At 32.4% G+C, this 24,033-nt stretch carries 21 protein-coding genes and 1 riboswitch; of the genes, 14 read left to right on the plus strand and 7 right to left on the minus strand.

Annotated features, from left to right (window positions below; genetic code table 11):
- The first annotated feature begins 3 nt into the window (after window positions 1–3).
- From JOOMADRAFT_RS12485 to JOOMADRAFT_RS12515, 7 genes are all read left to right on the plus strand, one after another.
- Complete coding sequence (locus JOOMADRAFT_RS12485) at window positions 4–1,434, plus strand: RagB/SusD family nutrient uptake outer membrane protein (protein ID WP_008613899.1); 1,431 nt, start codon at window positions 4–6, stop codon at window positions 1,432–1,434.
- Window positions 1,435–1,457: 23 nt separating this feature from the next.
- A complete protein-coding gene (locus tag JOOMADRAFT_RS12490) occupies window positions 1,458–2,840 on the plus strand; it encodes a glucoamylase family protein (protein WP_008613900.1) in 1,383 nt (460 codons plus the stop codon).
- 147 nt (window positions 2,841–2,987) lie between these two features.
- Window positions 2,988–3,773 carry a carboxylesterase family protein gene (locus JOOMADRAFT_RS12495; protein ID WP_008613902.1) on the plus strand — a complete coding sequence of 262 codons (786 nt, stop codon included), beginning with the start codon at window positions 2,988–2,990 and terminating at the stop codon, window positions 3,771–3,773.
- Between the two features lie 54 nt (window positions 3,774–3,827).
- Window positions 3,828–6,104, plus strand: coding sequence for a beta-glucosidase BglX (bglX, locus tag JOOMADRAFT_RS12500; RefSeq protein ID WP_008613904.1), 2,277 nt, complete (start codon window positions 3,828–3,830; stop codon window positions 6,102–6,104).
- 13 nt (window positions 6,105–6,117) lie between these two features.
- Window positions 6,118–7,002, plus strand: a complete 885-nt coding sequence (locus JOOMADRAFT_RS12505; protein ID WP_008613905.1) for an alpha/beta hydrolase — start codon at window positions 6,118–6,120, stop codon at window positions 7,000–7,002.
- Window positions 6,999–8,660 (plus strand): sulfatase family protein, encoded by a 1,662-nt coding sequence (locus tag JOOMADRAFT_RS12510; protein WP_008613906.1) that lies wholly within the window; start codon window positions 6,999–7,001, stop codon window positions 8,658–8,660. Before JOOMADRAFT_RS12505 ends, JOOMADRAFT_RS12510 begins: the two co-directional genes overlap by 4 nt.
- Window positions 8,661–8,851: 191 nt before the next feature.
- Complete coding sequence (locus tag JOOMADRAFT_RS12515) at window positions 8,852–9,685, plus strand: endonuclease/exonuclease/phosphatase family protein (RefSeq protein WP_008613907.1); 834 nt, start codon at window positions 8,852–8,854, stop codon at window positions 9,683–9,685.
- Window positions 9,686–9,716: 31 nt separating this feature from the next.
- On the opposite strand, the gene JOOMADRAFT_RS12520 is transcribed toward JOOMADRAFT_RS12515, so the two are convergent.
- The 3 genes from JOOMADRAFT_RS12520 to JOOMADRAFT_RS12530 form a co-directional block, all read right to left on the minus strand.
- The gene (locus tag JOOMADRAFT_RS12520; RefSeq protein ID WP_317133732.1) at window positions 9,717–10,541 is read right to left on the minus strand and encodes an ABC transporter ATP-binding protein; all 825 of its coding nucleotides are present in this window, start codon (window positions 10,539–10,541) and stop codon (window positions 9,717–9,719) included.
- Window positions 10,542–11,037: 496 nt separating this feature from the next.
- The gene (locus JOOMADRAFT_RS12525; protein ID WP_008613909.1) at window positions 11,038–12,069 is read right to left on the minus strand and encodes a FecCD family ABC transporter permease; all 1,032 of its coding nucleotides are present in this window, start codon (window positions 12,067–12,069) and stop codon (window positions 11,038–11,040) included.
- Window positions 12,066–13,229 carry an ABC transporter substrate-binding protein gene (locus JOOMADRAFT_RS12530; RefSeq protein ID WP_008613910.1) on the minus strand — a complete coding sequence of 388 codons (1,164 nt, stop codon included), beginning with the start codon at window positions 13,227–13,229 and terminating at the stop codon, window positions 12,066–12,068. Before JOOMADRAFT_RS12530 ends, JOOMADRAFT_RS12525 begins: the two co-directional genes overlap by 4 nt.
- A 92-nt stretch (window positions 13,230–13,321) precedes the next feature.
- A riboswitch (cobalamin riboswitch) is annotated at window positions 13,322–13,572 on the plus strand.
- Window positions 13,573–13,645: 73 nt separating this feature from the next.
- Between JOOMADRAFT_RS12530 and JOOMADRAFT_RS12535 the strand changes: the two genes are divergently transcribed.
- The gene (locus tag JOOMADRAFT_RS12535; RefSeq protein WP_008613911.1) at window positions 13,646–15,511 is read left to right on the plus strand and encodes a TonB-dependent receptor plug domain-containing protein; all 1,866 of its coding nucleotides are present in this window, start codon (window positions 13,646–13,648) and stop codon (window positions 15,509–15,511) included.
- Window positions 15,512–15,619: 108 nt separating this feature from the next.
- On the opposite strand, the gene JOOMADRAFT_RS12540 is transcribed toward JOOMADRAFT_RS12535, so the two are convergent.
- Both JOOMADRAFT_RS12540 and JOOMADRAFT_RS12545 read right to left on the minus strand, forming a co-directional pair.
- Window positions 15,620–17,107 carry a S41 family peptidase gene (locus JOOMADRAFT_RS12540; RefSeq protein ID WP_008613912.1) on the minus strand — a complete coding sequence of 496 codons (1,488 nt, stop codon included), beginning with the start codon at window positions 17,105–17,107 and terminating at the stop codon, window positions 15,620–15,622.
- A 197-nt stretch (window positions 17,108–17,304) separates the two neighbouring features.
- A complete protein-coding gene (locus JOOMADRAFT_RS12545) occupies window positions 17,305–17,598 on the minus strand; it encodes a hypothetical protein (protein WP_157136682.1) in 294 nt (97 codons plus the stop codon).
- A gap of 108 nt (window positions 17,599–17,706) precedes the next feature.
- On the opposite strand from JOOMADRAFT_RS12545, the gene JOOMADRAFT_RS12550 reads away from it, so the two are divergent.
- Both JOOMADRAFT_RS12550 and JOOMADRAFT_RS12555 read left to right on the plus strand, forming a co-directional pair.
- Complete coding sequence (locus JOOMADRAFT_RS12550) at window positions 17,707–17,985, plus strand: transposase (RefSeq protein ID WP_008611014.1); 279 nt, start codon at window positions 17,707–17,709, stop codon at window positions 17,983–17,985.
- Window positions 17,982–18,830, plus strand: coding sequence for an IS3 family transposase (locus JOOMADRAFT_RS12555; RefSeq protein ID WP_008611013.1), 849 nt, complete (start codon window positions 17,982–17,984; stop codon window positions 18,828–18,830). The genes JOOMADRAFT_RS12550 and JOOMADRAFT_RS12555 overlap by 4 nt, the downstream gene beginning before the upstream one ends.
- 26 nt (window positions 18,831–18,856) lie before the next feature.
- Here JOOMADRAFT_RS12555 and JOOMADRAFT_RS12560 read toward each other — a convergent pair whose 3' ends face one another.
- The gene (locus JOOMADRAFT_RS12560; protein ID WP_008613916.1) at window positions 18,857–19,729 is read right to left on the minus strand and encodes a hypothetical protein; all 873 of its coding nucleotides are present in this window, start codon (window positions 19,727–19,729) and stop codon (window positions 18,857–18,859) included.
- 164 nt (window positions 19,730–19,893) lie between these two features.
- On the opposite strand from JOOMADRAFT_RS12560, the gene JOOMADRAFT_RS12565 reads away from it, so the two are divergent.
- The 4 genes from JOOMADRAFT_RS12565 (at window position 19,894) to JOOMADRAFT_RS12580 (ending at window position 22,233) form a co-directional block, all read left to right on the plus strand.
- Window positions 19,894–20,406 (plus strand): RNA polymerase sigma factor, encoded by a 513-nt coding sequence (locus JOOMADRAFT_RS12565; protein ID WP_008613918.1) that lies wholly within the window; start codon window positions 19,894–19,896, stop codon window positions 20,404–20,406.
- Complete coding sequence (locus tag JOOMADRAFT_RS12570) at window positions 20,390–20,935, plus strand: hypothetical protein (RefSeq protein WP_008613920.1); 546 nt, start codon at window positions 20,390–20,392, stop codon at window positions 20,933–20,935. The genes JOOMADRAFT_RS12565 and JOOMADRAFT_RS12570 overlap by 17 nt, the downstream gene beginning before the upstream one ends.
- A 102-nt stretch (window positions 20,936–21,037) precedes the next feature.
- Window positions 21,038–21,589: a DUF4252 domain-containing protein gene (locus tag JOOMADRAFT_RS12575; protein ID WP_040880090.1), complete on the plus strand. Its 552-nt coding sequence runs from the start codon at window positions 21,038–21,040 to the stop codon at window positions 21,587–21,589.
- A 92-nt stretch (window positions 21,590–21,681) separates the two neighbouring features.
- Complete coding sequence (locus JOOMADRAFT_RS12580) at window positions 21,682–22,233, plus strand: DUF4252 domain-containing protein (RefSeq protein WP_008613923.1); 552 nt, start codon at window positions 21,682–21,684, stop codon at window positions 22,231–22,233.
- Window positions 22,234–22,684: 451 nt separating this feature from the next.
- Here JOOMADRAFT_RS12580 and purB read toward each other — a convergent pair whose 3' ends face one another.
- On the minus strand, window positions 22,685–24,028 hold the full coding sequence (purB, locus tag JOOMADRAFT_RS12585) for an adenylosuccinate lyase (protein ID WP_008613924.1): 1,344 nt from the start codon (window positions 24,026–24,028) through the stop codon (window positions 22,685–22,687).
- Window positions 24,029–24,033 lie beyond the last annotated feature (5 nt).

The following is a 24,033-nucleotide window of genomic DNA, read 5'->3' on the forward strand; positions in this document are numbered from 1 at the left end:
ATCATGAAAATAAAATATAATAAATCGCTTTTACTATTGGCAGCTATAGTTACATTAGTTGCTTGTAGTGAAGATTACCTAGATGTAGATTCTAGAGAAGACATCTCTCAGGAAGATAGCGAACAAACCTTGAAAGGAGAGAATTTTGTGACAGGAGTATATGGAATGTTAACAGATTTTTCCTATGCTTTTTCCTACTTGGGAGTTACAGAAATTATTTCGGATAATGCAGACAAAGGAAGTTCTCCAACCGATTCTGGAGCAGATAAAGAGGCTTTAGATAATCTTCAGCACACAACATCTGCTGGGTCTGTTAGAGCAATGTGGGAATTATGGTATAAATCTATTGGTCGCGCTACAAGTTCAATAGAGTTTCTAGAAACATCTTCCATGGAAAATGCTGCCTTAAAAAATAGATTGATTGGAGAAGCTAAATTTTTAAGAGCTTTAAATTACTTTTGGTTGGTACGTTCTTTTGGGGATGTAACAATTCAAGGAGTTTCAGAGCCTTCGGAGAGAGCTCCTAAAGAAGAAGTTTATGCTTATATAGAGCAGGATTTGAAAGATGCTATAGACGCCCTTCCAAAGAAAAGCGAATATGCAAGTAAAGATTTAGGGAGAGCTACTAAAGGTGCGGCACAAGCTTTACTTTCTAAAGTTTTTTTATATGAAGAAAAATGGGATGAGGCGCAAACGTATGCCGAAATGGTTATAAATTCTGGAGAGTATAGCTTAGAACCTAATTATGAAGATATTTGGAGAGTTTATACTGAAAATGGAGTAGAATCTATTTTTGAAGTTCAAGCAAGAGGAGAATCAATTGCTCATGGAGTACAACAGTATTCTCAAACACAAGGAGCTCGAGGAACCAGTGGTTGGGGCTGGGGCTTCAATACTCCATCTCAAAATTTAGTAGATGCTTTTGATGCTGAAGGAGATGAAATAAGAAAAAATGCTACGATTATTTTTCCTGGAGAAACCCTTTGGGATGGGAGAGAAGTAAGTGCTTCTGTAGAAAATGCTGCTTATAATGAAAAAGCATATTCTAGTGCAAACGCAGGAGCTAGTGATACGGATAAAAATATTAGGATTATCCGTTATGCAGAGGTGTTGTTAATTCATGCGGAAGCAGCAAATGAACAAGGAAACGCTTCAGCAGCGTTAGCTTCTTTGAAAAAAGTTAGAGATCGTGTTAATTTACCAGAATATACTAACACAGATCAAACTGCATTACGAATGAAAATTTGGAATGAAAGAAGACTTGAGTTAGCATTTGAGCACGACCGTTGGTTTGATTTGTTAAGAACTGGTCAGGCAAAAGATGCAATGGCTGAAGATGGGAAAACATTTATTACAGGTAAGCATGAACTTTTTCCAATTCCTAATGACCAATTAATTCAAACTCCAGAAATCCCTCAAAATCCAGGGTGGTAAGAAAATTTTAAAAAATATATAATATGCGATTATTATTGGCATTTATAGCTGTCACATTCACATTAGTTGGATGTGACAGTTCTAAAAAATCAGAAAAAAAAGAGACATCAAAGTCAGATGAAGTAGCTGTGGAAGATGGAGAATTTCATCCTTCAACAGAAGACAAAGCTTTGATGGATAAGGTGCAAAAGCAAACCTTCGAATATTTTTGGAGTGGCGCACAACCAAACTCTGGACTTGCAGCAGAGCGGATTCATCTGGATGGAATTTACCCTTCAAAAGACAAGCATGTGGTTACTACTGGAGGTAGTGGATTTGGTATCATGGCTATTTTAGTTGGGGTAGAACGTGGGTATATAACCAAAGATCAGGCATTAGAGAGGTATATAAAAATTGTAGATTTTTTAAAGAATGCAGATCGTTTTCATGGGGCTTGGCCACATTGGATGGATGATAATACAGGAAAAGTAAAACCTTTTAGTAAGTATGATGATGGAGGAGATTTAGTAGAAACTGCTTTTTTAATTCAAGGACTTTTAACAGTTGCTGAATATTATAAAACTGACAATTCGGAACAATCAAAACAATTGGTTGCAGATATCCAAAAACTATACGAAGAGGTGGAATGGGATTGGTATACTAAAGGAGAGAATGTTTTATACTGGCACTGGTCGCCTAACAATGGTTGGAAAATGAATTTTCCTGTTGGTGGATACAATGAGTGTTTAATAATGTATGTACTTGCAGCAGCTTCTCCTACACATCCTATTTCTAAAGAAGTTTATGAACAAGGATGGGCTCGTGGTGGAGCTATAGCAAAGGACACAACATATTATGGTTTAAAAACAGTTTTAGATCATTATGAATATGATAAAGACCCTGTAGGGCCAATGTTCTGGGCACATTATTCTTATTTAGGATTAAATCCAGAAGGACTTAAAGACCAGTATGGAGATTATTGGAAATTAAACCGTAACCATGCTATGATTCAATATAAATATTGTGTTGACAATCCTCATAACTATAAAGGTTATGGAGAGAATTGTTGGGGACTAACCTCTAGCTATTCTATGAAAGGATATGCTGGTCACCATCCAGGAGATAAAGATTTAGGAGTTATTTCTCCAACGGCAGCATTGTCTTCAATGCCATATACGCCAAAAGAGAGTATGCAGTTTTTAAGATTTATGTATAAAGAGCAAGATTCTTTAATAGGTAAATATGGACCGTACGATGCTTTTAGTTTACAAGATAATTGGTATTTACCTAGGTATTTGGCAATAGATCAAGGACCAATTCCTGTTATGATTGAAAATTATAGAACAGGTTTATTTTGGAAATTATTTATGAAGAATGAAGATGTTCAAAAAGGACTAGATAAATTGGGGTTTACCATAACTAAATAAAAAGAAAGTAGTACTCTGTATCATTTTTGTTGATTCTCGAAATATTTATAACTATCTGTAATTCAGATGTTAAATCTTCGTTTTCATTGGGAGCGGCAGCTAATTTATATAGTTAATTTAATATGACTTTTTAAAATAAATGCTTAAATGAAAAATAAAATTAGATTAATTAGTTTTTTTCTGATGTGCTTTCCAGTACTAATGATAGCTCAAACGAAGCTTTATCAAAAGGATAATTTTGTAAAAGGAAAGGAAACGTTGAAATACAGAATACTGCTGCCTGATAACTTTTCAGAAGACAAACAATATCCTTTGGTTCTTTTTTTACATGGTGCTGGAGAGCGTGGAGACAATAATGAGAGTCAGTTAACACACGGAAGTAGTCTATTTACTTCTGAAGAAAATAGAGCTAATTTCCCAGCTATTGTAATTTTTCCACAGTGTCCAAAAAACGATTATTGGTCTAATGCTGATGTTGATCGCTCTGGCGAGGGAGTGAAACTTGTTTTTCATGATGATAAAAAGCCTACAAAGGCCTTGAGCTTAACAATGGATTTATTAAATCAATTTATAGAAAAATCCTTTGTAAAAAAAGAGCAAGTATATGTTGTAGGATTGTCTATGGGAGGAATGGGAACTTTCGAAATATTATCTAGAATGCCTACAACCTTTGCCGCAGCTATGCCTATTTGTGGTGGCGGTAGTGAAGAAGCTGTAAGTAAATACGTAAATACACCAATGTGGGTATTTCATGGCGCACAAGATGATGTTGTAAATCCGTTACATTCTGTAAAAATGGTAGAAGCTATTTTAAAAGCAGGAGGGCATCCTAAGTTTACACTTTACAACGATGCAAACCATAATAGTTGGGATTCTGCTTTTAGTGAGCCTGACTTTTTACCATGGTTATTTTCGCATCAGAAGGACAAATAATTGAGAATATTTTAAAATTCATAAGAGAATAAAAATTAAATAGAAATAAAGAAAATGAATGTATTGAAACCCATATTAGTTGCTTTTGTTTTAAGCCTTACTACTATTGGAATTGCTCAAAGTAAAAAGCAAATACCCGAAGTGGAAGCTTTATTAAAAAAAATGACTATTGATGAAAAAATAGGGCAATTAAACTTATTAACTCCTGGAGGTGGTGTTGCCACTGGGTCTGTAGTGAGTGAAAATGTAGAAGCCAAAATAAAAGCTGGTAATGTAGGGGGACTTTTTGGAGTGGCTAGTCCTTCTAAAATGAAAATTGCTCAGGATATTGCAGTTAAGCAAACCCGTTTGCAAATACCATTACTTTTTGGGTCGGATATTATTCATGGATACAAAACAACGTTCCCAATTCCACTCGGACTTTCTTCTAGTTGGGATATGGATTTAATTAAAAGTACAGCACAAATAGCAGCAAAAGAGGCTACTGCAGATGGAATAAATTGGAATTTTTCTCCAATGGTAGATATTGCTAGAGATCCAAGATGGGGAAGAATAGCAGAAGGAGCAGGAGAGGATGCTTATCTAGGTTCTGCCATTGCTAGAGCTATGGTAACTGGTTACCAAGGAGATAACCTTACCGATGCTAATACAATGTTGGCTTGTGTAAAACATTTTGCATTGTATGGAGCTATTGAGGGAGGACGCGATTATAATTCGGTTGATATGAGTCGTGTAAAAATGTTTAATCAATATTTACCACCTTATAAAGCTGCCATTGATGCTGGTGCAGCAAGTGTAATGACATCTTTTAACGATGTTGATGGAGTTCCTGCAACTGGGAATAAGTGGTTGTTAACCGATTTATTACGAGATCGTTGGGGGTTTGAAGGTTTTGTAGTTTCAGATTATACTTCCTTAAATGAAATGATTGCGCACGGATTAGGAGATTTACAGGCAGTTTCTGCTTTGGCATTGAAGGCTGGTTTAGATATGGATATGGTTGGAGAAGGATTTCTATCGACTTTAAAAAAATCTTTATCAGAAGGAAAAGTTACCGAAGCTGATATAACAAATGCTTGTAGAAGAGTTTTAGAAGCTAAACATAAGTTAGGATTATTTGATAATCCATATCGTTACATTGATAATAGTCGCCCTGCAAAAGATATTCTTACGAAAGAGAATAGAGACGTAGCTCGACAAGCAGCAACACATTCGTTTGTTTTATTAAAAAATGAAAATAATGTGTTGCCTCTTAAAAAGGCAACAAAAATTGCTTTAGTTGGACCATTAGCAGATAGCAGAAATAATATGCTTGGAACATGGGCACCAACGGGAGATGTTAAAAATGCAATAACTATTTTAGAAGGATTTAAAAATGTAGCTCCAGATGCAACCATAACATATGCAAAAGGGAGTAATATTTTAAATGATGCTGAAATGGCTAAAAAGATAAATGTTTTTGGTCCTCGTGTTGAAATAAGTAAAGAGTCTTCAGAAGCTTTATTAAATGAAGCTTTAGCTGCAGCCAAAAAATCGGATGTTGTAGTAGCCGTAGTTGGAGAAGCAACAGAAATGAGTGGAGAAGCAGCAAGTAGAACAGATATTACAATTCCAGATACTCAGAAAAAATTAATAAAAGCACTAGTTGAAACTGGAAAACCTGTTGTATTAGTTTTAATGAGTGGAAGACCATTAGCAATTCCAGAAGAATTTAATTTACCAGTGAGCATATTACAAGTATGGCATCCTGGAGTAGAAGCAGGGAATGCAGTTGCAGATGTAGTTTTTGGAAATTATAATCCATCAGGAAAATTAACTGCTACATGGCCTCGTTCTGTTGGACAAATTCCTGTTTACCATAGCATGAAAAATACCGGAAGACCAGCTCCAGCTTCTGAAGAGTTTCAAAAGTTTAAATCGAATTATTTAGATGAGAAAAATTCTCCTTTATTTCCTTTTGGATATGGATTGAGTTATACTTCTTTTGAATATGCTGATTTAAAAATTAATAAGGATAAAATTTCTCAGGGAGAGGCAGTAGAAGTATCTGTTACTTTAAAGAATACTGGGAATTTCGATGGGGAAGAAGTTGTACAATTATACTTACATGACGTGGTGAGAAGTATTACGCCTCCTAATCGCGAATTAAAAGGATTTAAAAAGGTATTTTTAAAGAAAAACGAAAGTAAAGAGGTAACAATTACTTTACAGCCTGAAGATTTGAAATTTTATAATTCTGATTTAGAATTTGTTGCAGAACCAGGAACTTTTGAAGTTTTTGTAGGTGGAGATTCTAATGCAAGCTTGAAAAAAGAATTTATTTTAGAATAAAAAAGAATTTATAATGAAGAAAACATACGTTTTATTTTTAGTAGGATTTTTATTTGTGACTATGCAAATAAAAGCTCAAGAACGTTTTAAAGACGTTGTTTTTAATACGGTGAAGTCAGAAACTTTTACGTATTCAGATACGCTTCAATTAGATTTTTACAGTTCAAAACAGGATATGTTAGCAAAAAAACCGCTACTTATATTAGTACATGGTGGCGGTTTTTCTTCTGGAAAAAGAGACAATCCAATGGAGAAAGAGTTTTGTAGAGAGATGGCAAAAAGAGGGTACGCTGTGGCTTCTATGAGTTATCATCTTACCAGAAAAGGAAAATCTTTTGGGTGTGATTATTCTTCAGAAGGGAAAATAGAAACCTTTGATTCGGTAACTAATGATATTCTTGACGCTACTGATTTTTTAATTCAGAAGTCAAAAAATCTAAAGTTTGATCCAAGTCAGATTGTATTAGTAGGAAGTAGCGCGGGAGCAGAAGCTGTTTTAAATACAGTCTATATGCCTAATAGTTCAAAAATTAAGTATGCTGGAGTTGTTTCTTTTGCGGGAGCGCTTGTAAGTTTAGAGCATTTAACCAAGGAGACTGCTATTCCTTCGGTTTTTTTCCACGGAAAGAAAGACAATTTAGTTCCTTATTACATTGCACCACATCATTATTGTAAACCTAATCAGCCTGGTTTTTTAACGCTATTTGGAGCTAAAGCAATTACAGAGAAACTTCAAAAATTAGGAGCTTCGTATTTGTTGGCAACAGATCCTGAGGGAAATCATGATTGGGCAAATTTAGCTTACAAATTCACCGATGAAATAGCAGATTTTATATCGAATGCAATAATTCATAAAGAGCAAATTACATATAATCTTCAATTAGCATCTAAAAAATGAAAAGCATATCTAAATTAATACCTTTTTTAATTTTAGCTATTTTACTTACAAGCTGTAAGGAAAAAACTGATCAGGAAGAAAACAATACGGAGGTTGTAGCAGGAGCAGAAAAGCCTAATATTTTATTTATAATGGCAGATGATCATGCTTTTCAAGCTATTAGTGCTTATGGTTCTGAAATAAGTAAATTGGCTCCAACTCCAAATATTGATAGAATTGCTAAAAATGGCGCAATTTTTAATCATACCTACTGTACAAACTCTATTTGTGGTCCAAGTAGAGCGGTAATTTTAACTGGAAAACATAGTCATATTAACGGTTTCAGGCAAAATGGAGAGCGCTTTGATGGAGACCAGCCTACCCTCCCAAAAAAGCTACAAACGCTAGGATATCAAACGGCTTTGGTTGGGAAATGGCATTTGTATGGATATCCACAAGGGTTTGATTATTGGAATATAATAGACGACCAAGGGCATTATTACAACCCTGATTTTGTTAAAATGGGCGATTCTATACAAATAGAAGGCTATGCAACAGATATTATAACAGAGGATGCGATAAGTTGGCTAGAAAATAAAAAAGTGGATAATAAGCCTTTCTTTATGATGTTGCATCATAAAGCACCGCACAGAAATTGGATGCCACCTTTACGTTATTTAACGGTTTACGATTCGATAAAATTTCCTTTGCCCGATAGTTATTTTGATAAACATGAAAGCCAAGTTGCTGCACAACAGCAATTGCAAACTATCTATGACGATATGTATGAAGGGCATGATTTAAAGTTGAGTAAAAAGTTTGCTAGTACTGAATTGTCAAATAACCCATGGACAAACGATTTTGATAGGATGAATGCCGAACAAAGAAGAATTTGGGACGAAGCTTATCTGCCAAAAAATAATGCTTTTTGGGAAGCTAATCTCCACGGAAAGGCATTGGATGAATGGAAAGGACAACGTTACTTACACGATTATTTAGCAACGGTAAAAGCTGTTGATGATGGCGTTGGAAAAGTTTTAGATTACCTAGAAGAAAATGGATTGTCTGATAATACAATTGTTGTTTATACTTCGGATCAAGGGTTTTATTTGGGAGAAAAAGGTTTTTTTGATAAGCGATTTATGTATGAAGAATCGTTTAGAATGCCTTTTTTAATTCAGTATCCTAAAGCAATAAAACCAGGAACTGTGGTAGATGCTTTGACTCAGAATTTAGATTTTGCACAAACATTTTTGGATTATGCGGGGGGGAATGATTTAACAGAAGGTATGCAAGGAAAATCTATAAAGCCTTTACTAGAAGGAACTGTTGAGGATGACGATTTTAGAGATGCCATTTATTATCATTATTATGACTATCCAGCTTTTCATATGGTGAAAAAGCATTATGGAGTAAAAACAAAGCGTTATAAATTAATGCATTTTTATGATGATATAGATACTTGGGAGTTTTACGATTTGGAAGAAGATCCAAATGAACTTCATAATGCCATTAATGACGAGGATTATGAGGAGGTAATAGCAAAATTACATGCTAGATTAAAAGAACTTCAAAAAGAGTACGGAGTTACAGAAAAAGAATTTGAGCAAGCATCAGAAAAGAAAATAGATAATAATTTCAAGAATTTTGATAGAATGCGTGGCACTCCAATTGAATAATTCAATCCCTCATAGCCTGTGCTGAGCTTCTGCATCAAATTGAATTGAAATTGTTTCCTTTGGATACTTAGTGGGTTCCCTCCAAGATAATTTAATGTTCCATTAAGGACCGAAATAAATTAATTTGTTTTCTTTGTGTATCTCTAGTACTGCCTAGAAAAAGTTAATATTAAGCTTTAATATAAATAAAAATGAATAAAATTTTATCTGTTGTATTTTTTACTGTTTGTTCTTTGTTAAGTGCTCAGGATTTAAAAGTAATGACGTATAATATTAAATATGATAATCCTTCTGACACAGCCAATAATTGGCAAAGTCGTAAGGAATTTCTTATTTCTCAATTAAATTTTTATGCTCCTGATATTTTTGGAACTCAAGAAGGACTTCACAACCAATTAGAAGACATTCAGAGGGAGTTGAAAAACTATAAATACATAGGAATTGGAAGAGATCAAGGAGATACAAAGGGAGAATACTCTGCTATTTTTTATAATACCAAAAAGTATGAAGTTGAAAATGAAAGTACATTTTGGTTGTCTCCAATGCCAGAAAAACCTTCTAAAGGATGGGATGCTGCTTTAAATAGAATTTGTACGTATGCTACTTTTAAGGACAAGGAATCAGGGAAAGAATTCTTGGTTTTTAACACACATTTTGACCATGTAGGTAACGTTGCGCGACTTGAAAGTTCTAAGTTGATTTTGAAAAAAATGAAAGAATTAAATCCCAAAAATCTTCCAGTAGTTTTAACAGGAGATTTTAATTTAGACAGTACTTCGGAAGGAGTTGTTGCTATCAAAAAAGAAATGCTCGACAGTCATTTAGAAGCTGGTGAAAATGCTTTTGGACCTGATGGAACTTTTAACGGATTTCATTTTGAGAAACCTGTAAAAAATAAAATCGATTTTGTATTTATTTCAAAAAACGATTTTTCAGTTTTAAAAAGTGGAATTTTAAGCGATTCTAAAAATTTAAAATATCCTTCAGATCATTTTCCTGTAATAGCATATTTAGATTTTAAATAGGATTAAGAAAATCATATTTAAAGAGGAATCATTATTTTTTCACTTTAAAAGAACCTGTGGTAGCATCAAAAGATATTAAATCTTCAGGAAAAAGATTTTGAAAACTTCCTCTTTCAATAAGTTGGCAAGGTTCTCCAAATGTAGATTTCTGAGTATCTAATATGAGCATTTTATCACATAATTGAATAGCCAATTCTATTTCATGTGTAGAAAATAGAATGGCTTTTCTTGTTTTTTGAGCTATGGTTTTTAGGAGTTTTAGAATATATGCTTTGTGGTAAATATCTAAGTGAGTAGTAGGTTCATCTAAAATAATAATAGAGGTATCTTGCGCCAAAGCTCTCGCTATCATTACACGTTGTAATTGTCCGTCGCTTAATTCAAAACACTTTTTATGTTTTAAATGTTCAAGTCCCACAAGACTAACTACTTCTTTTACTTTTTCTTGATCGGTTTGAGAGAGAATCCCAATCCAATTTGTATAGGGTTGTCTTCCTAAGGCAATAACTTCTAGAACGCTTAAATTTTTAGCAGGAATATGTTCTGTTAATACAATACTTATTTCTCTAGCTAGATCGCTATTTTCATATACATCTAAAGCCTTATTTCTAACATTAATTTCTCCTTTTAGCTTGGGTTGAACGCCTGCAAGTGTACGTAAGAGTGTTGATTTTCCAATTCCATTTGCACCAACAATTGCAGTTAGTTCTCCTGCGGATAATTTAAAATTAATATCCTTGGCAATAATATTATTTCCTTTTTTAGAAGGATATCCTACCGCTAAATTTTTGGTTTGTAAAATGATATTTTGCTCTTGCGTATTGATGTTTGAATAAGTTTTAGATGAAGGAGTTATATTTAGTTAGCTGAAAAGTTAAAATGACTCCGAAAAAATGTAAGTAAAAGTATAAATATTTTCTGTAAACTCGATTATCGAGGTTTGATTGCTTTAAATCTTATCATTAATGTCCGAGTAAAAATACAAGACCGCTTCACTGTAAGAGAAAAGAACAAAGACTTAATCTTAACTATTACGAAAAGAGTAGTTTAAAGAAAAAAATATTAAACTCCTTTTTTTATTCATTTTTCTTAATTGCAAGGGGGCTATTTTAAAAACCTCTATTACCCTTTAATATATGTGGAATGCAATAAATGCTGTCTGCTTTTATCGGACAACAATAAAATCTTATAATGATTTATCGAAATGCTTACACTTAAATTCCTCATTGAGGGCTTTATTTCCCAAAGCCTGTCCAGAGTTTACCAAAGGACTCTACGTTGAAATGGATTAAATTATTTTCATACTTTTTTCTAATGCCTTTTAAGCTTGCTTCAATAATAGGTTACTCTTTTTAAAAAATCATTTTTCGTTTATGTACCAAAAGCCATATTACCACAGGAGCTCCAATAATAGAAGTTATAGCATTAATAGGTAATGAATATTCACTTGTTGGTAGTTGGGCAATGGTATCGCAAAGGAGCATCAAAATTGCTCCAAATAAAATTGTTGCAGGTACTAAAATATGATGATTTTGTGTATTAAATAACTGTCGGGTTAAATGCGGTACCGCCAAACCTATAAAAGCAATTGGTCCAGCAAATGCGGTAATACTCCCCGCCAAAAGACTTGTAGCAATAATAATTAAATATCTAGATTTTTTTAAATGAATTCCCATGCTTTGCGCATAGTTTTCTCCTAATAAAAGTGCGTTTAAAGGTTTTAGCACAAGAATTGTGATGATAATTCCAATAACAAATAGAATGGCAAGGAGCGCTAATTGGTTCCAGCTTAAGTTTCCTAAACTTCCAAACGACCAAAAGATATATTGTTGTAATTGATCTTTACTAGTAAAATAAGAAAGTACACTTACAACGGCTGTAGTAATACTCCCAAACATGAGTCCGATTATAAGTAGTGCCATACTATCTTTAATACTACTTGCAACAATAAATATGGCAAGGAGTACCAAAAAGCTTCCTATAGTAGCAGCAATAGCAATAGAAATACTATTTAATAAAAAACCACTAAAAATTCCTGCAAAAAGAGAAGATCCCATAATTAAAATGGCAACTCCCAAACTGGCACCAGAACTAATACCAAGAACAAAAGGGCCAGCTAACGGATTTCTAAAGAGGGTTTGCATTAATAAACCACTAATTGAGAGTCCGCTACCAACTAAAATAGCAGTAAATGCTTTTGGAAGTCTGTAATTTAAAATAATATATTCCCACGATTGTTTTTCTATTTGATTTCCTGTAAGAATATTTACAATTTCTTTTATAGGAATTTTAACCGAACCTAAACTTATATTTATCAGAAAAAAAACAACTAATAAAATAGCCAGTACGATAAATTGTAATCGGTATGTTTTTATTGAATTCAAGGTTTTAGAGGCTTAAAGAAAACGGGATTGTAATCTGATAAAATTTCGGGATGCAAAATATGAATTATATCTTTTAAAACAAGATCTGGTCTATTTGGAGCTAGTTCATAATAAAGTAAACCGCCCGTAGCGCCCGCTGTTAAACTATATGTATAAATGTTTTTGTTTTTATAAGCATCAAATTGCGTGTAATGGATATTACTTTCTTGCAATTGATTATAACTTGTAAATTGCCCAGGACCAATCCAGTAATCGGTAGTTTTTGCTTTTGCTAAAACACTTTCAAAGTTTAAAGATAAACTTCCACTCCCAAAAGAATCTTTCCAAATATAATTGGCATTCGCATCTTTTAAAAAATGAGCAACCCAGCTCTCTCCTGCTGGAGCATACCAAATATCTTTAAACATAGAACCACTTAAAACAGAAGGTGTTTTCTGAGCTTTAGAAGCCAGTTCTTTTGCTTGGTTATAAGATTTTGCAATGCTATTAAAAATGCTGTCGGCTGCTTTTTGCTTATTAAAAAAAACACCAAAAAATTTAATCCATTCTGCTTTTCCTAAGGGAGTGGCCTCAACCCAATCGCCATTATACACTACAGGAGTTCCAGAATTTATAATATTTTCATAGGTTTTATTTTCGCCTTCAACAGTAAAACCCATTACTAAATCGGGTTCAAGGTTTATTAGAACTTCGGTATTTAAAGACTCATTAAGCCCTAAATCCTTTACTTTTCCAGCTTCAATTTTTTCTCTAATAGGTTTTGAAGAAATATAATCTGTTCCAGGAAAACCAATTAAAGTATTTTCTATTCCTAGTGCTTCAATAGAAGGTATATGAGTGGTAGATGTAGCCACCATGCGTTTAACCGGAATAGGGATTATAGCATCATATTTAGAGGCATCAAGGGTAATTGTTTTAAAATCCTCTCTTGATATTAAGGCATATGTAAAGGTTTTATTAGCACTTGGCCAAGGAGCATTTACTTTTACTACAGTTATTTTTTCATGTTTTTCAATGGTAAACCCTTTTGCATACTTAATAGGAAGAGCGTCAAAGTTTTCCTTTTGTTTGACTACATTGTTTGTGATTTGAGTGTTTTTTTTGGGAGTTTCTTTACAAGCCCAAAATAGTATAAAGGTTAGGAATAATATTTTTTTCATTTATAGGTTCTTAAGTATTGGTGTCAGAAAAATTCAGCAATAAAATTAAGATTAATATATCTTTCTGATGGTAAGCTTAAGGAAAATGTTTAATTTCGTGCCGAATTTATGGTTTTAAATCTGTTGTCAACAGGTTTAAATTAAAAGGGAATACGGTGAAAAACCGTGGCTGTTCCCGCAACTGTAAGCTTTATGCCAAATTTGTTTTTGGTGTCTTTTAAAAAGGTAAGATTATTTTTTAAAAGTATAGTATTGACTACTAGAAACCACTGTTTCAAATTGAAATGGGAAGGTGAGATACTATAAAAGCAAGCCAGGAGACCTGCCAAAATTCAAATTTTAGTTATGTCAAACTTTCGGGATAAAGGTTTGCGTATGGGTAAACTCATACTTTTTTCCCTTTATAAAAATTTAGAATGAACAAAAGAATTTTTTCTCTTTGTGCACTAGGATTTGTATCTACATTGGCCATTGCACAAGAAAAAACGAATGCCCAACAGGATGAAGACATCCAAAAGTTGGAAGAAGTAGTAGTATCCGATTCGCGATTTTCATTAAAGCGCGAGCATTCAGGAAAAACAGTAATTAAAATTTCTCAAGAAGAACTACAGCGTAATCAAGGGCGTTCTGTAGCTGAAGTTATTAATACCAAAAGTGGAATTGAAATTAATGGAAGTAGAAGTAATGCTGGTCAGAATTTATCTTACTTTGTTAGGGGAGGAAACAACCGACAAGTATTAGTATTGATAGATGGAGTACAAGTAAGTGATCCTTCACAAATTGCCATGGACTTTGATTTACGTTTGTTAGATCTTAACCAGATAGAATCTATTGAGATTGTAAAAGGAGCAGCGAGTACACTTTATGGAAATAGAGCGGCTACAGCGGTAATTAATATTACAACTAAAAGCGCAGGAAAGAATAAAATAGGAGCTAATTTTGAGAGTAGTATTGGTTCTAATCAATCTTCAGAAGAAAACGATTATAACTTATCTGATTTCTCTAATAGAGCATCTGTAAATGGAACTTTAGGGAAGTTTACTTATTTAGCTGGTTTTGGAAATCAATACACAAACGGACTTTCAGCGGTTATAGGAGAAGAGAAAGACCCTTTTAATAGAGTTAATTCTAATATTAATTTAGGGTATACATTTTCAGATCATTTTTCATTTAAAGTATTAGGATATTACGATAAATTTAAAGCTGATTTTGATAGTTCATCTCCACAAATGGATACCGATGATTATTCTGAAAGCGAACAATTTCGAGTAGCTATAACACCAGAGTATACTTACAAGAACGGAAGTATAACTTTAAATGCTTCTTACAATACTATTGATAGAGATATTTATTCTGCATATCCAAGTGCATATGAAGCCAATAGTACAGTGGTAGATTTATTTAATAAATACAATTTTAGCGATAAATTCTACACAATAGTTGGATTAAATTATATTAAAAGTGAAGCGACTTTAGGAGCTGAAACAGATTTTAATATGACCGATCCGTATGCTAATGTTGTTTGGGTGTCCGATTTTGGTTTAAATATGAATGTAGGTGGACGTATGAATAACCATAGTGACTATGGAAGTAATTTTACCTATAATTTAAACCCATCTTATACTTTAAAATTTACAGATAGCTACTTAAAATTTTTAGGGTCTTATAGTACTTCGTTTATAGCGCCAACACTATCACAACTTTTTGGAGCTTATGGTGCAAATCCAGATTTAGAGCCAGAAGAAGATAGAACTTTAGAAGGAGGAATGGAATATAATACCGATAAATTTAGAGTTAGCGGAGTGTATTTTAACCGATATGAAGAGAATTTTATTAGTTATACTGACATAGGATATTCTAATTCTGAAGAAGATTTTACAGTAAATGGAGTGGAGATAGAAACTACAGTAACTCCAATAGAATCTTTAATTATAGATGCCAATTATACATTTACTGAAAATAGAGATAAAGTGTCTTTACGTATTCCTAAACATAAAGTAAATGCTGGAATTCAGTATGAATTATTGAAGAAAACTAACTTTGGACTTCAATATCAATTTACAGGGAAACGATTAGATATTCAGTACAATCCAGATTTTACTTCTGAAAATGTAGAATTGGATGCTTTTTCTTTACTAAATTTTAATGTAAATCATCAATTCTCAAACAAATTTACGGTGTTTCTTAATCTGGATAATATCTTCAATGAAGAGTATGCAGAGCTTGTAGGATATACTACAAGAGGAAGAAATATACGTGTAGGATTTAGGTTAGGTTTGTAGAAAGTTCGGGGGTTAATTGAGGGAACATCCCGAACTTTTGTTTTGTTGTTAACCAAAAAAGTCTCAGATTTTCTGAGACTTTTTTTATGTTATGAAGCTTAGTTTGTATTACTTCAGTCTATATAAATCGTAATTTGATATTTTTCTATATGGTAAGAAATCATTAGAACTTTTTAGAGTTTTAATATTTAAATCATCTGAAAATTTACGCTTTAAAGATTTAGCGCTAACTCCAGTAATTTGTTCAATTGCAGTAGCTAAAAGAGGTTCATTGATATCTCCTAAAGTTCCTAAATCTCCTAATACTTCAAATTTTTCAATATCTGGAATTAATCCAGTGGTAAAGTCAGAAAAACCATCAGCATTTTCATTAGTTCCTACTAAAGGTTGTAAGGCATATTTATGATTTGGATTGGCATTAGCCAAAGAGTTTTCACCTGTATATGCATATGGTGTAGCTCCACTTGGATTGTCTATCAAAGTAATTGAAAATTCGTTTTTACCTACTGTTGTATCTCCAATATGAATTACTTGAATCCAAGGATCTAAACCATTTATTAATAATTCACTAGCAGAGGCGCTATCGTCAGTAGCAATAATATATACTTTCGATAAGTTTAGGCTGTTTAGTGCAGTACCATCTATATTATCTACAAAATTATTATTTTCATCAAAGTCGCTCCATTTTGAATTCCATGTAGCCTTGGAGAATAAACTTCCTGTAAATTGCCCTGTAATTAAACTTGCTAGTCTTGTAGAAGAAGTTACAGAGCCTCCAGGATTATACCTTAAATCTATAACAAGTTCTGTAGCACCACTAGATTTAAACTGACTAAAGGCATCATTTAACTGTTCATCAAAATCGGCTACAAATTGATTATACATTAAATAGCCAATTTTTGTTCCATTTACATCTAAAGTTTTATGGATGTGAATAGGATTTTCTGTAAGTTCACTTTTATTAAGTTCTACATTCACATTATTTGCTACTACTTGATTATTTTCAATGTTAGCAAAATTCATTGTATATGAATCTGAGTCAAAAAGCGAAAAATTACTTTCAGTAATTCTACCTTGAGAATCTGTAACGGCATATAATTCCGTTCCGTCAATAGCATAAAAAATATCTCCTCTTTTTATTCCTTTAACATCAGCATCACTACCATTGACTACGTATCTAACAACACCAATAACTTTAGTACCTCCTTCAGGAGGTCTAGTTACAACAAATTGAACACCATTAGTTTTAGCAACCCCAGAAAATGAATTAAATAAATTATTGTAATCACTTTCTATGTAACTAAATCTATCTTTAGACGATAAAACATTAGAAAATAAACCTTCTGGAGTGTCATATCCGTTTAGAAATTCATAATAAGAGTTGGTATTGTCATCTTTAGAGTCTGCAAGATTGCCAACTTCAGACTGCCATAGATACCAAGAATTCATAGACTTCCATACAAAGTCATTAACATCACTCTCTAAAGTTATTTCTTCGCCACCGCCACCGTCTGTAGCATCATCATCTTTACTACAACTGTAAGAGAAAATTAGTACAAAAAGTAAAGCCCATCTTAGTTTAAATAGGTGTTTCATTTGTTATTTTTTAAAAAATTATCTGGTTTCATTTTAATATGTACTGCCTAAGCAACTCTAAAATATCAAAATCCATTCCAGTTTATAATTAGCGTTATAAACGTAATATTACTTACATTTATTGAAATATAAAATTTTTTAAATAAGAAAACTCTGCCTTGCGACAGAGTTTTCTTGTAGTACTTATACTATTTTTATTAATTATTCACTTTAATAGTGGTTTCTTTTTTCTTCACAATATATCTATTTTTTGGAAGTTGACTTAGCAATAATCGTTCTTCAGCTTCACTGCTTACTTGCTTTGAAAGAACTCTTTGACCATTAAAATCAAAGACTTGGACTTTATAAGGTTCTAACATCTCACAATCAAAACAATTTGATTTTTTAGAGGGCTTTATATAGTTAAAATTAAAAGTGAAATAATTATCATTATAATTACTCTCTTCTACTTTTCTATTTAAATTTATGTCGTAAGTTAGATAATATGCCATCCCTGATCTTAATTGAAGAGAGGCAATATTATCGCTAACATATAATCTTTCTATAATACTCCCCAAATTTAGGACAGGAAATTAAGTTGTAATTTTAACCCTGTCAATATGAAAACATCAAGAAGAAAATTCAGCGCATCCTTTAAGGCCAAAGTAGCCATTGAAGCGATAAAAGAGCAGACAAGTATACCTGAACTTGCTGCCAAATTTGAATTGCATCCAGCCCAAATATCCAATTGGAAGCGAGAGTTTTTAAAAAACGCAGAACTTGCTTTCGAGTCCAAATCAGAAAAAGATACTCCAGCTGTGGATACCGCACCGCTTTATAGTAAGATCGGTCAATTACAAGTTGAGAATGATTTTTTAAAGAAAGTCTTGGGCAAATGAGTACTACTGAAAGAAGACAAAAGGTAGTAAAATCTCATCCAAGGCTGAGTCTTGCACAACAATGTAAAATCCTTAACATTCATCGCTCTGGTCTGTATTATAAGCCTAAAAGTGAGAGTCCATTGAATTTAGAACTGATGAAGGCAATAGATGCGCAGTTCCTGGAACACCCCTATTATGGAGTCGAACGGATGACTGATTATCTCATCCTTGATCTTGGCTACCACGTAAATGTGAAAAGAATAAGACGGCTGTATAAAATTATGGGATTACAGACCATATATAGAAAACCTAAAACCACCATCAGGGATCCTAAAAACTATAAGTACCCTTATCTCTTGAAGGGCTTAGTAATAGACCGCCCTAACCAAGTATGGCAGACTGACATCACCTATATTCCTATGTTCCGTGGCTTTATGTATATGAATGCTATCATTGATGTATATAGTAGAAAAATACTTAATTGGAGTATTTCAAACTCAATGGACAAACAGTGGTGTATCGAGCTTCTTAGAGACACTATCGCTCAATATGGCAATACGGAGATCCATAACTCCGATCAAGGGTCACAATATACCAGCTCCGAATATATTGAAGTGCTTAAAGAACATGATATTCAAATATCTATGGACAGCAAAGGAAGAGCTTTGGATAACATTTTTATTGAGCGCTTCTGGAAGTCTCTTAAATATGAAAAGATCTATCTAAACCCACCAAACGGAGGTCTAGATCTCTATCAAATGGTCACGGAATATATTGAATTCTATAACACCAAAAGAAGGCATACTGAAATAGGAAAAGTACCACCTGATCAAATTTATAATACAAAAAGAATAGCATCATAAATAATTAGATATATATTTAAACTGTCTTACAGATGGGGAGTAGTGTATTCTGTAGAAGAACTACTAGAATTAGCACTAATACTATTAATGTTATTACTAGAGACTGGATAAACAGCTGTTTTTGGATTAGTATAATTGTGTGATTCAGAAAATAGAAGTTGGTAATTAACATTGTTTGCTGTAGTACCTCCGTTATTTTCTATGGTAGTTTTAAATTCATAACTCTTTCCTGATTCTAATGTTAACACTTGTCCGCTATACACATTTATAGATTTTGAGCTGCCAGATTCTTTTACAGTAATACTTTTTATTTTTAAATTGGCTTTAGTCTTAGGAGCAGGGGTGGGAGGTGATGTAGGATTATTGTTAAGGCTTACTATTTTACGTAGATTTCCTGGCACCTCATCTCTAAACAAGACATCTTTTTCACATGGATCATTTACACCCGCAAATGGGCAAGTAATAATTTTTATTACTCTAATAGAATATACTATATAAGGATTCTTATCCATAGCAAAGTTTGAGTCATTTATATTCTTTAGATCTATTATACCTTTATAGTTAATATTTGTATAAGGATTTGTTCCAGAATATTTTGTGAAGTTTACTTTTTTTATAAGCACCAATTTATTTTTAAATCTTATTAATACTTCGATATAAGCCTTGCTATTAAAACGTTCATATTTTTTGTTAAATTCATTTCTTATATCAAAGTTATATTCATAACATGTTGAGCATTCTTTATTTTCAATAGTTAGGTGATATACATCATAATCACTAGTGTATCCATCATATATAACTTGTTGTCTTATTGGAAAGCCTATTTGAGAGTATAAGTTATTATATATTAGAAGCAAAACCAGAAATATCGGTAATATTGATGTAATTTTAGTTTTCATAATAAAGTATTTAAGAGTTAATACTCTATAAATATATATTTTTTACTCCTTAAACAGAGTTTTTAATCTATATATTAAAAAATATAAAATTAATTGTAACAAAAGTTATTGTTATTCGTCTAGAAAGTAGAGAGCAGTTAAAAGCTGTCTAATCAACCAACAAAATGCAACAAACGGAGTTTTTACATAAAGTAATGCCTTTTAAAGATAAGCTGTTTCGATTAGCAAAACGGTTATTAGTTTCTACGGAAGAAGCAGAGGACGCTACGCAAGAAGTTTTAATGAAATTGTGGTCTAATAAAAAAAAGATCGACAATTATAATAATGTGGAAGCGTTTGCAATGACAATGACGAAGAACTATTGTTTAGATCGTTTAAAGTCAAAACAGGCTGGAAATTTAAAATTGGTTCATACCAATTATGAAGATAATAACACATCTTTGCAGAAGAAAGTAGAGGTAAATGATAGCTTAGAATGGATGCAAAAAATAATGAATACGCTTCCAGAACAACAACGAATGGTATTACAATTAAGAGATATAGAGCAATATGAATATAATGAAATAGAAGAAATGTTAGAAATGAATCCAACTGCAATTAGAGTCACATTATCGAGAGCTCGAAAAGCTGTTAGGGAACAATTACTAAAAAAACATAGTTATGGCATCAGTAAATAAAAATAATCAATCTGAAGATAAGCAAGTGAGAAAGATTTATGAAAATTCTCTATCTGCTGGCGTTCACTCCGAAAAAGGAATATCGGAAAAAGAGATTGAGACAATATTAGAGAAGTATTTTGAAGCCACCACAACGGTAGCTGAAGAAAACGAATTAAAAGTTTATTTTTCTCAAGAAGAAGTTGCGCCTCATCTTGAAGAATATAAACCTTTGTTCAACTATTTTTCTATAGCCAAAGAAGAAAAAAGCACACAAGACATACCATTAAAACCTAGAAAAAATAGAAATTATTTAAAATGGATTTCTGTCGCCGCTGTCGCTGTATTTGTTTTTGGAATATATTTAAATAATAGACCATCTACTCAAGTAACTCCAACTATAGCGCTAGAGGAGGAGTATACACCAGAAGAAATTAGGTCTGCGCAATTGGCGTTGGCTTTGCTAACCGATAATTTTAGTAAAGGAACTCAAGGAGCATCTTATTTAAAAGAGTTTGAAAAGAATACAAATCGTTTTTTGAATAATTAAAAAAGAAAATCAGATGAAACATCCATGTCTAGTTTATAGGCATACAGTAAAAAAATAATTTGGATGTTCCATGTGGCAGTTAAAAACAATAAAAAGGAAAACATGAAAAAAATAGTTTTAATAATAGCACTAACGGTAGTACCGTTTTTATCTCAAGCACAATCAATTTTTGATAAGTACTCAGAAAATAATGAGGTAACATTTGTAGCGCTACAACCAAAAATGTTTCAGATGTTGAGTAAAATCAATATCAGTACCGAAGATCCAGATGCTGCTGCAGTATTTGAACTTGTTAATAATATTACAAGCTTTAAGGTTATTACTACAGAAAATGCAAAAATAACGAAAGATATTGATGGTTGGGTTTCCAATCATTTAAAAAGTTCTTCTTTTGAAGAGTTAATGCGTGTTCGAGATGGGGAGTCTAACGTTAAGTTTTATGTAAAAGAAGGAGCAGATGAGAACCATGTAAAAGAACTTCTCATGTTTGTAACCGATTTAAATTATGAGGAATTAGAATTTAATGGTAAAAAGCCTGAAACTGTACTATTGTCCTTAACAGGAAATATAGATTTACGTCAGATTTCTAAACTTACTAGTAAAATGGATCTTCCTGGAGGAGACCAGTTAGGAAAAGCAGGGAATAATAAATAAAAATGATACTGCCTTTTGAGCGAAGTTGAGCATTTATTTCGACTTCGCTTGATGGGGCATGTATTAATTATAGAACTTAAAAATCAATCAAAATGAAAATCTTAAAAAATATAGTAGCATTAGTAACTCTTGTTTTAGTGGTTGCTTCCTGCGGAAATGGAACGCCAAGTTTGCAGGAGTATTATGTAAACAATGCTGACAATCCAAATTTTATTTCTTTGGATATTCCTGCTAGCATATTGGGTGTTGCTAGTAATTCTTTAAATGAAAAGCAACAGGAAGCTTTTAACTCTGTTAAGAAATTAAATGTTCTAGCTTTTAGAGTAAATGAAGACAATAAAACTGATTATGAATCAGAAAAAACTACAGTTCAATCTATTTTAAAAGATACTAAATATGAAGAACTGATGGTAATTAACAGTGGAAAGCATAAAGGAGTTGTAAAATATTTAGGAGATGACGATACTGTTGATGAAGTTATCCTTTTTGGAAGTGACGACGAGATGGGCTTTGCACTAATTCGTGTTTTAGGGAACAAAATGAAACCAGAAAATATGATGTCTTTAGTAGAAGCAGTTCAAAAAGGAGCGGTTGACTCAGGAGCTTTAGAATCACAATTAAAAGGGATTTTTAATCCTTCATAAAGAGTTAATTCCTCTAAATCTTAACTATTTTAAAATGAGTAGTTTAAAGAAACAACATTACTAAAATTTTCTTTTTATTCACTTTTATTAATAGCAAAGGGTCTATTTTGAAAACCTCAATTAAACCTTAATATAGGTGGAGTCTAATAAATTCCGTTAACTTTTATCGGACAACAATATTTTTATAGATAACAGTCATGTCGACCAACGGGAGACATCTCATTACAGAAAATCCCCTTTTTGGGTTAAAATGAGTTAACCCTATTTTTTGAAGAAGTAAAAAGTAAAAATAAAGGTCTAAAAAGTAATTCATAGTTGTCAAACTGAGCTTGTCGAAGTTTAAACAACTAACACTCAAAAAAATCCTTCGACAAGTTCAGGATGACATTTAGAGTTTAGATACTTTTTAGACCTTTATTATTTAATGAAATATTTAAACCTTATAAATTAATTAGATTCCTGTATAATTTGCAGGAGTAATAGCTTTTAATTCAGCCTTAATAGCATCAGAAACATCAAGAGTTTCTATAAAAGATGCAATAGATTTTTGATTTATTTTTTCGTTAGTACGTGTAAGTCCTTTTAAAGCTTCATATGGATTTGGATAGGCTTCACGTCTTAAAATAGTTTGGATTGCTTCTGCAACAACAGCCCAATTATTTTCTAAATCTTCTTCAAATTTAGAAGTATTCAGTAATAATTTATTCAATCCTTTTAAGGTAGACTGAAATGCAATTAAGGTATGCCCAAAAGGAACCCCTACATTTCTAAGTACCGTACTGTCTGTTAAATCTCGTTGCAAACGAGAAATAGGAAGTTTAGCCGACAAATGTTCAAAAATTGCATTTGCAATACCTAAATTCCCTTCAGAATTTTCAAAATCAATAGGATTTACTTTATGAGGCATCGCAGAGGAACCAACTTCTCCTGCTTTAATTTGTTGCTTAAAATAATCCATAGAAATATATGTCCACATATCTCTATTGAAGTCAATAATAATTGTATTGATACGTTTTAAGGCGTCAAATAGAGAAGCCATATGGTCATAATGTTCAATTTGTGTAGTAGGAAAGGAGTGTCGTAATTGTAAAGATTCTTCTACAAATTGAGTTCCAAAAGCTTTCCAATCGATAGAAGGATAAGCAACTTTATGAGCATTATAGTTACCAGTTGCGCCTCCAAATTTAGCAGCAATCGGAATGTTTTTCATACCATTAAACTGCTCACTTAAACGTACAATAAAAACCTCTATTTCTTTTCCTAATCTTGTTGGAGAAGCTGGTTGACCATGTGTTCTAGCCAACATTGAAACATCCTTCCATTCTTTTGCTAGACTGTTTAGTTTATTAATAATTTCTTCGTAAACAGGCAAATATATTTGCTCTAGAGCTTCTTTAATAGAAAGTGGAATTGCTGTGTTATTTATATCTTGAGATGTTAATCCAAAATGAATAAACTCTTTGTATTCTTGAATTCCTAGTCCATCAAATTTTTCTTTTATAAAGTATTCAACTGCTTTAACATCATGGTTTGTAACCTTCTCAATTTCTTTAATTGCAGCTGCATCTATAGGAGTAAAATCGTTGTAAATAGCTCTTAAATCAGCATAAAGATTTTTATTAAAGTCTTTTAATTGAGGTAAAGGCAGTTCACAAAGCGAAATAAAATATTCGATTTCAATACGAACTCTATATTTTATAAGTGCTTCTTCAGAAAAGAAGTCTGCTAATTTTTCAGTTTTATTACGATATCTTCCATCTATTGGAGAAACTGCGTTAAGTGGTGTTAGTTGCATGTCTT

The sequence above is a fragment of the Galbibacter orientalis DSM 19592 genome (assembly GCF_000260115.1).
GTDB classification, from domain to species: domain Bacteria; phylum Bacteroidota; class Bacteroidia; order Flavobacteriales; family Flavobacteriaceae; genus Galbibacter; species Galbibacter orientalis.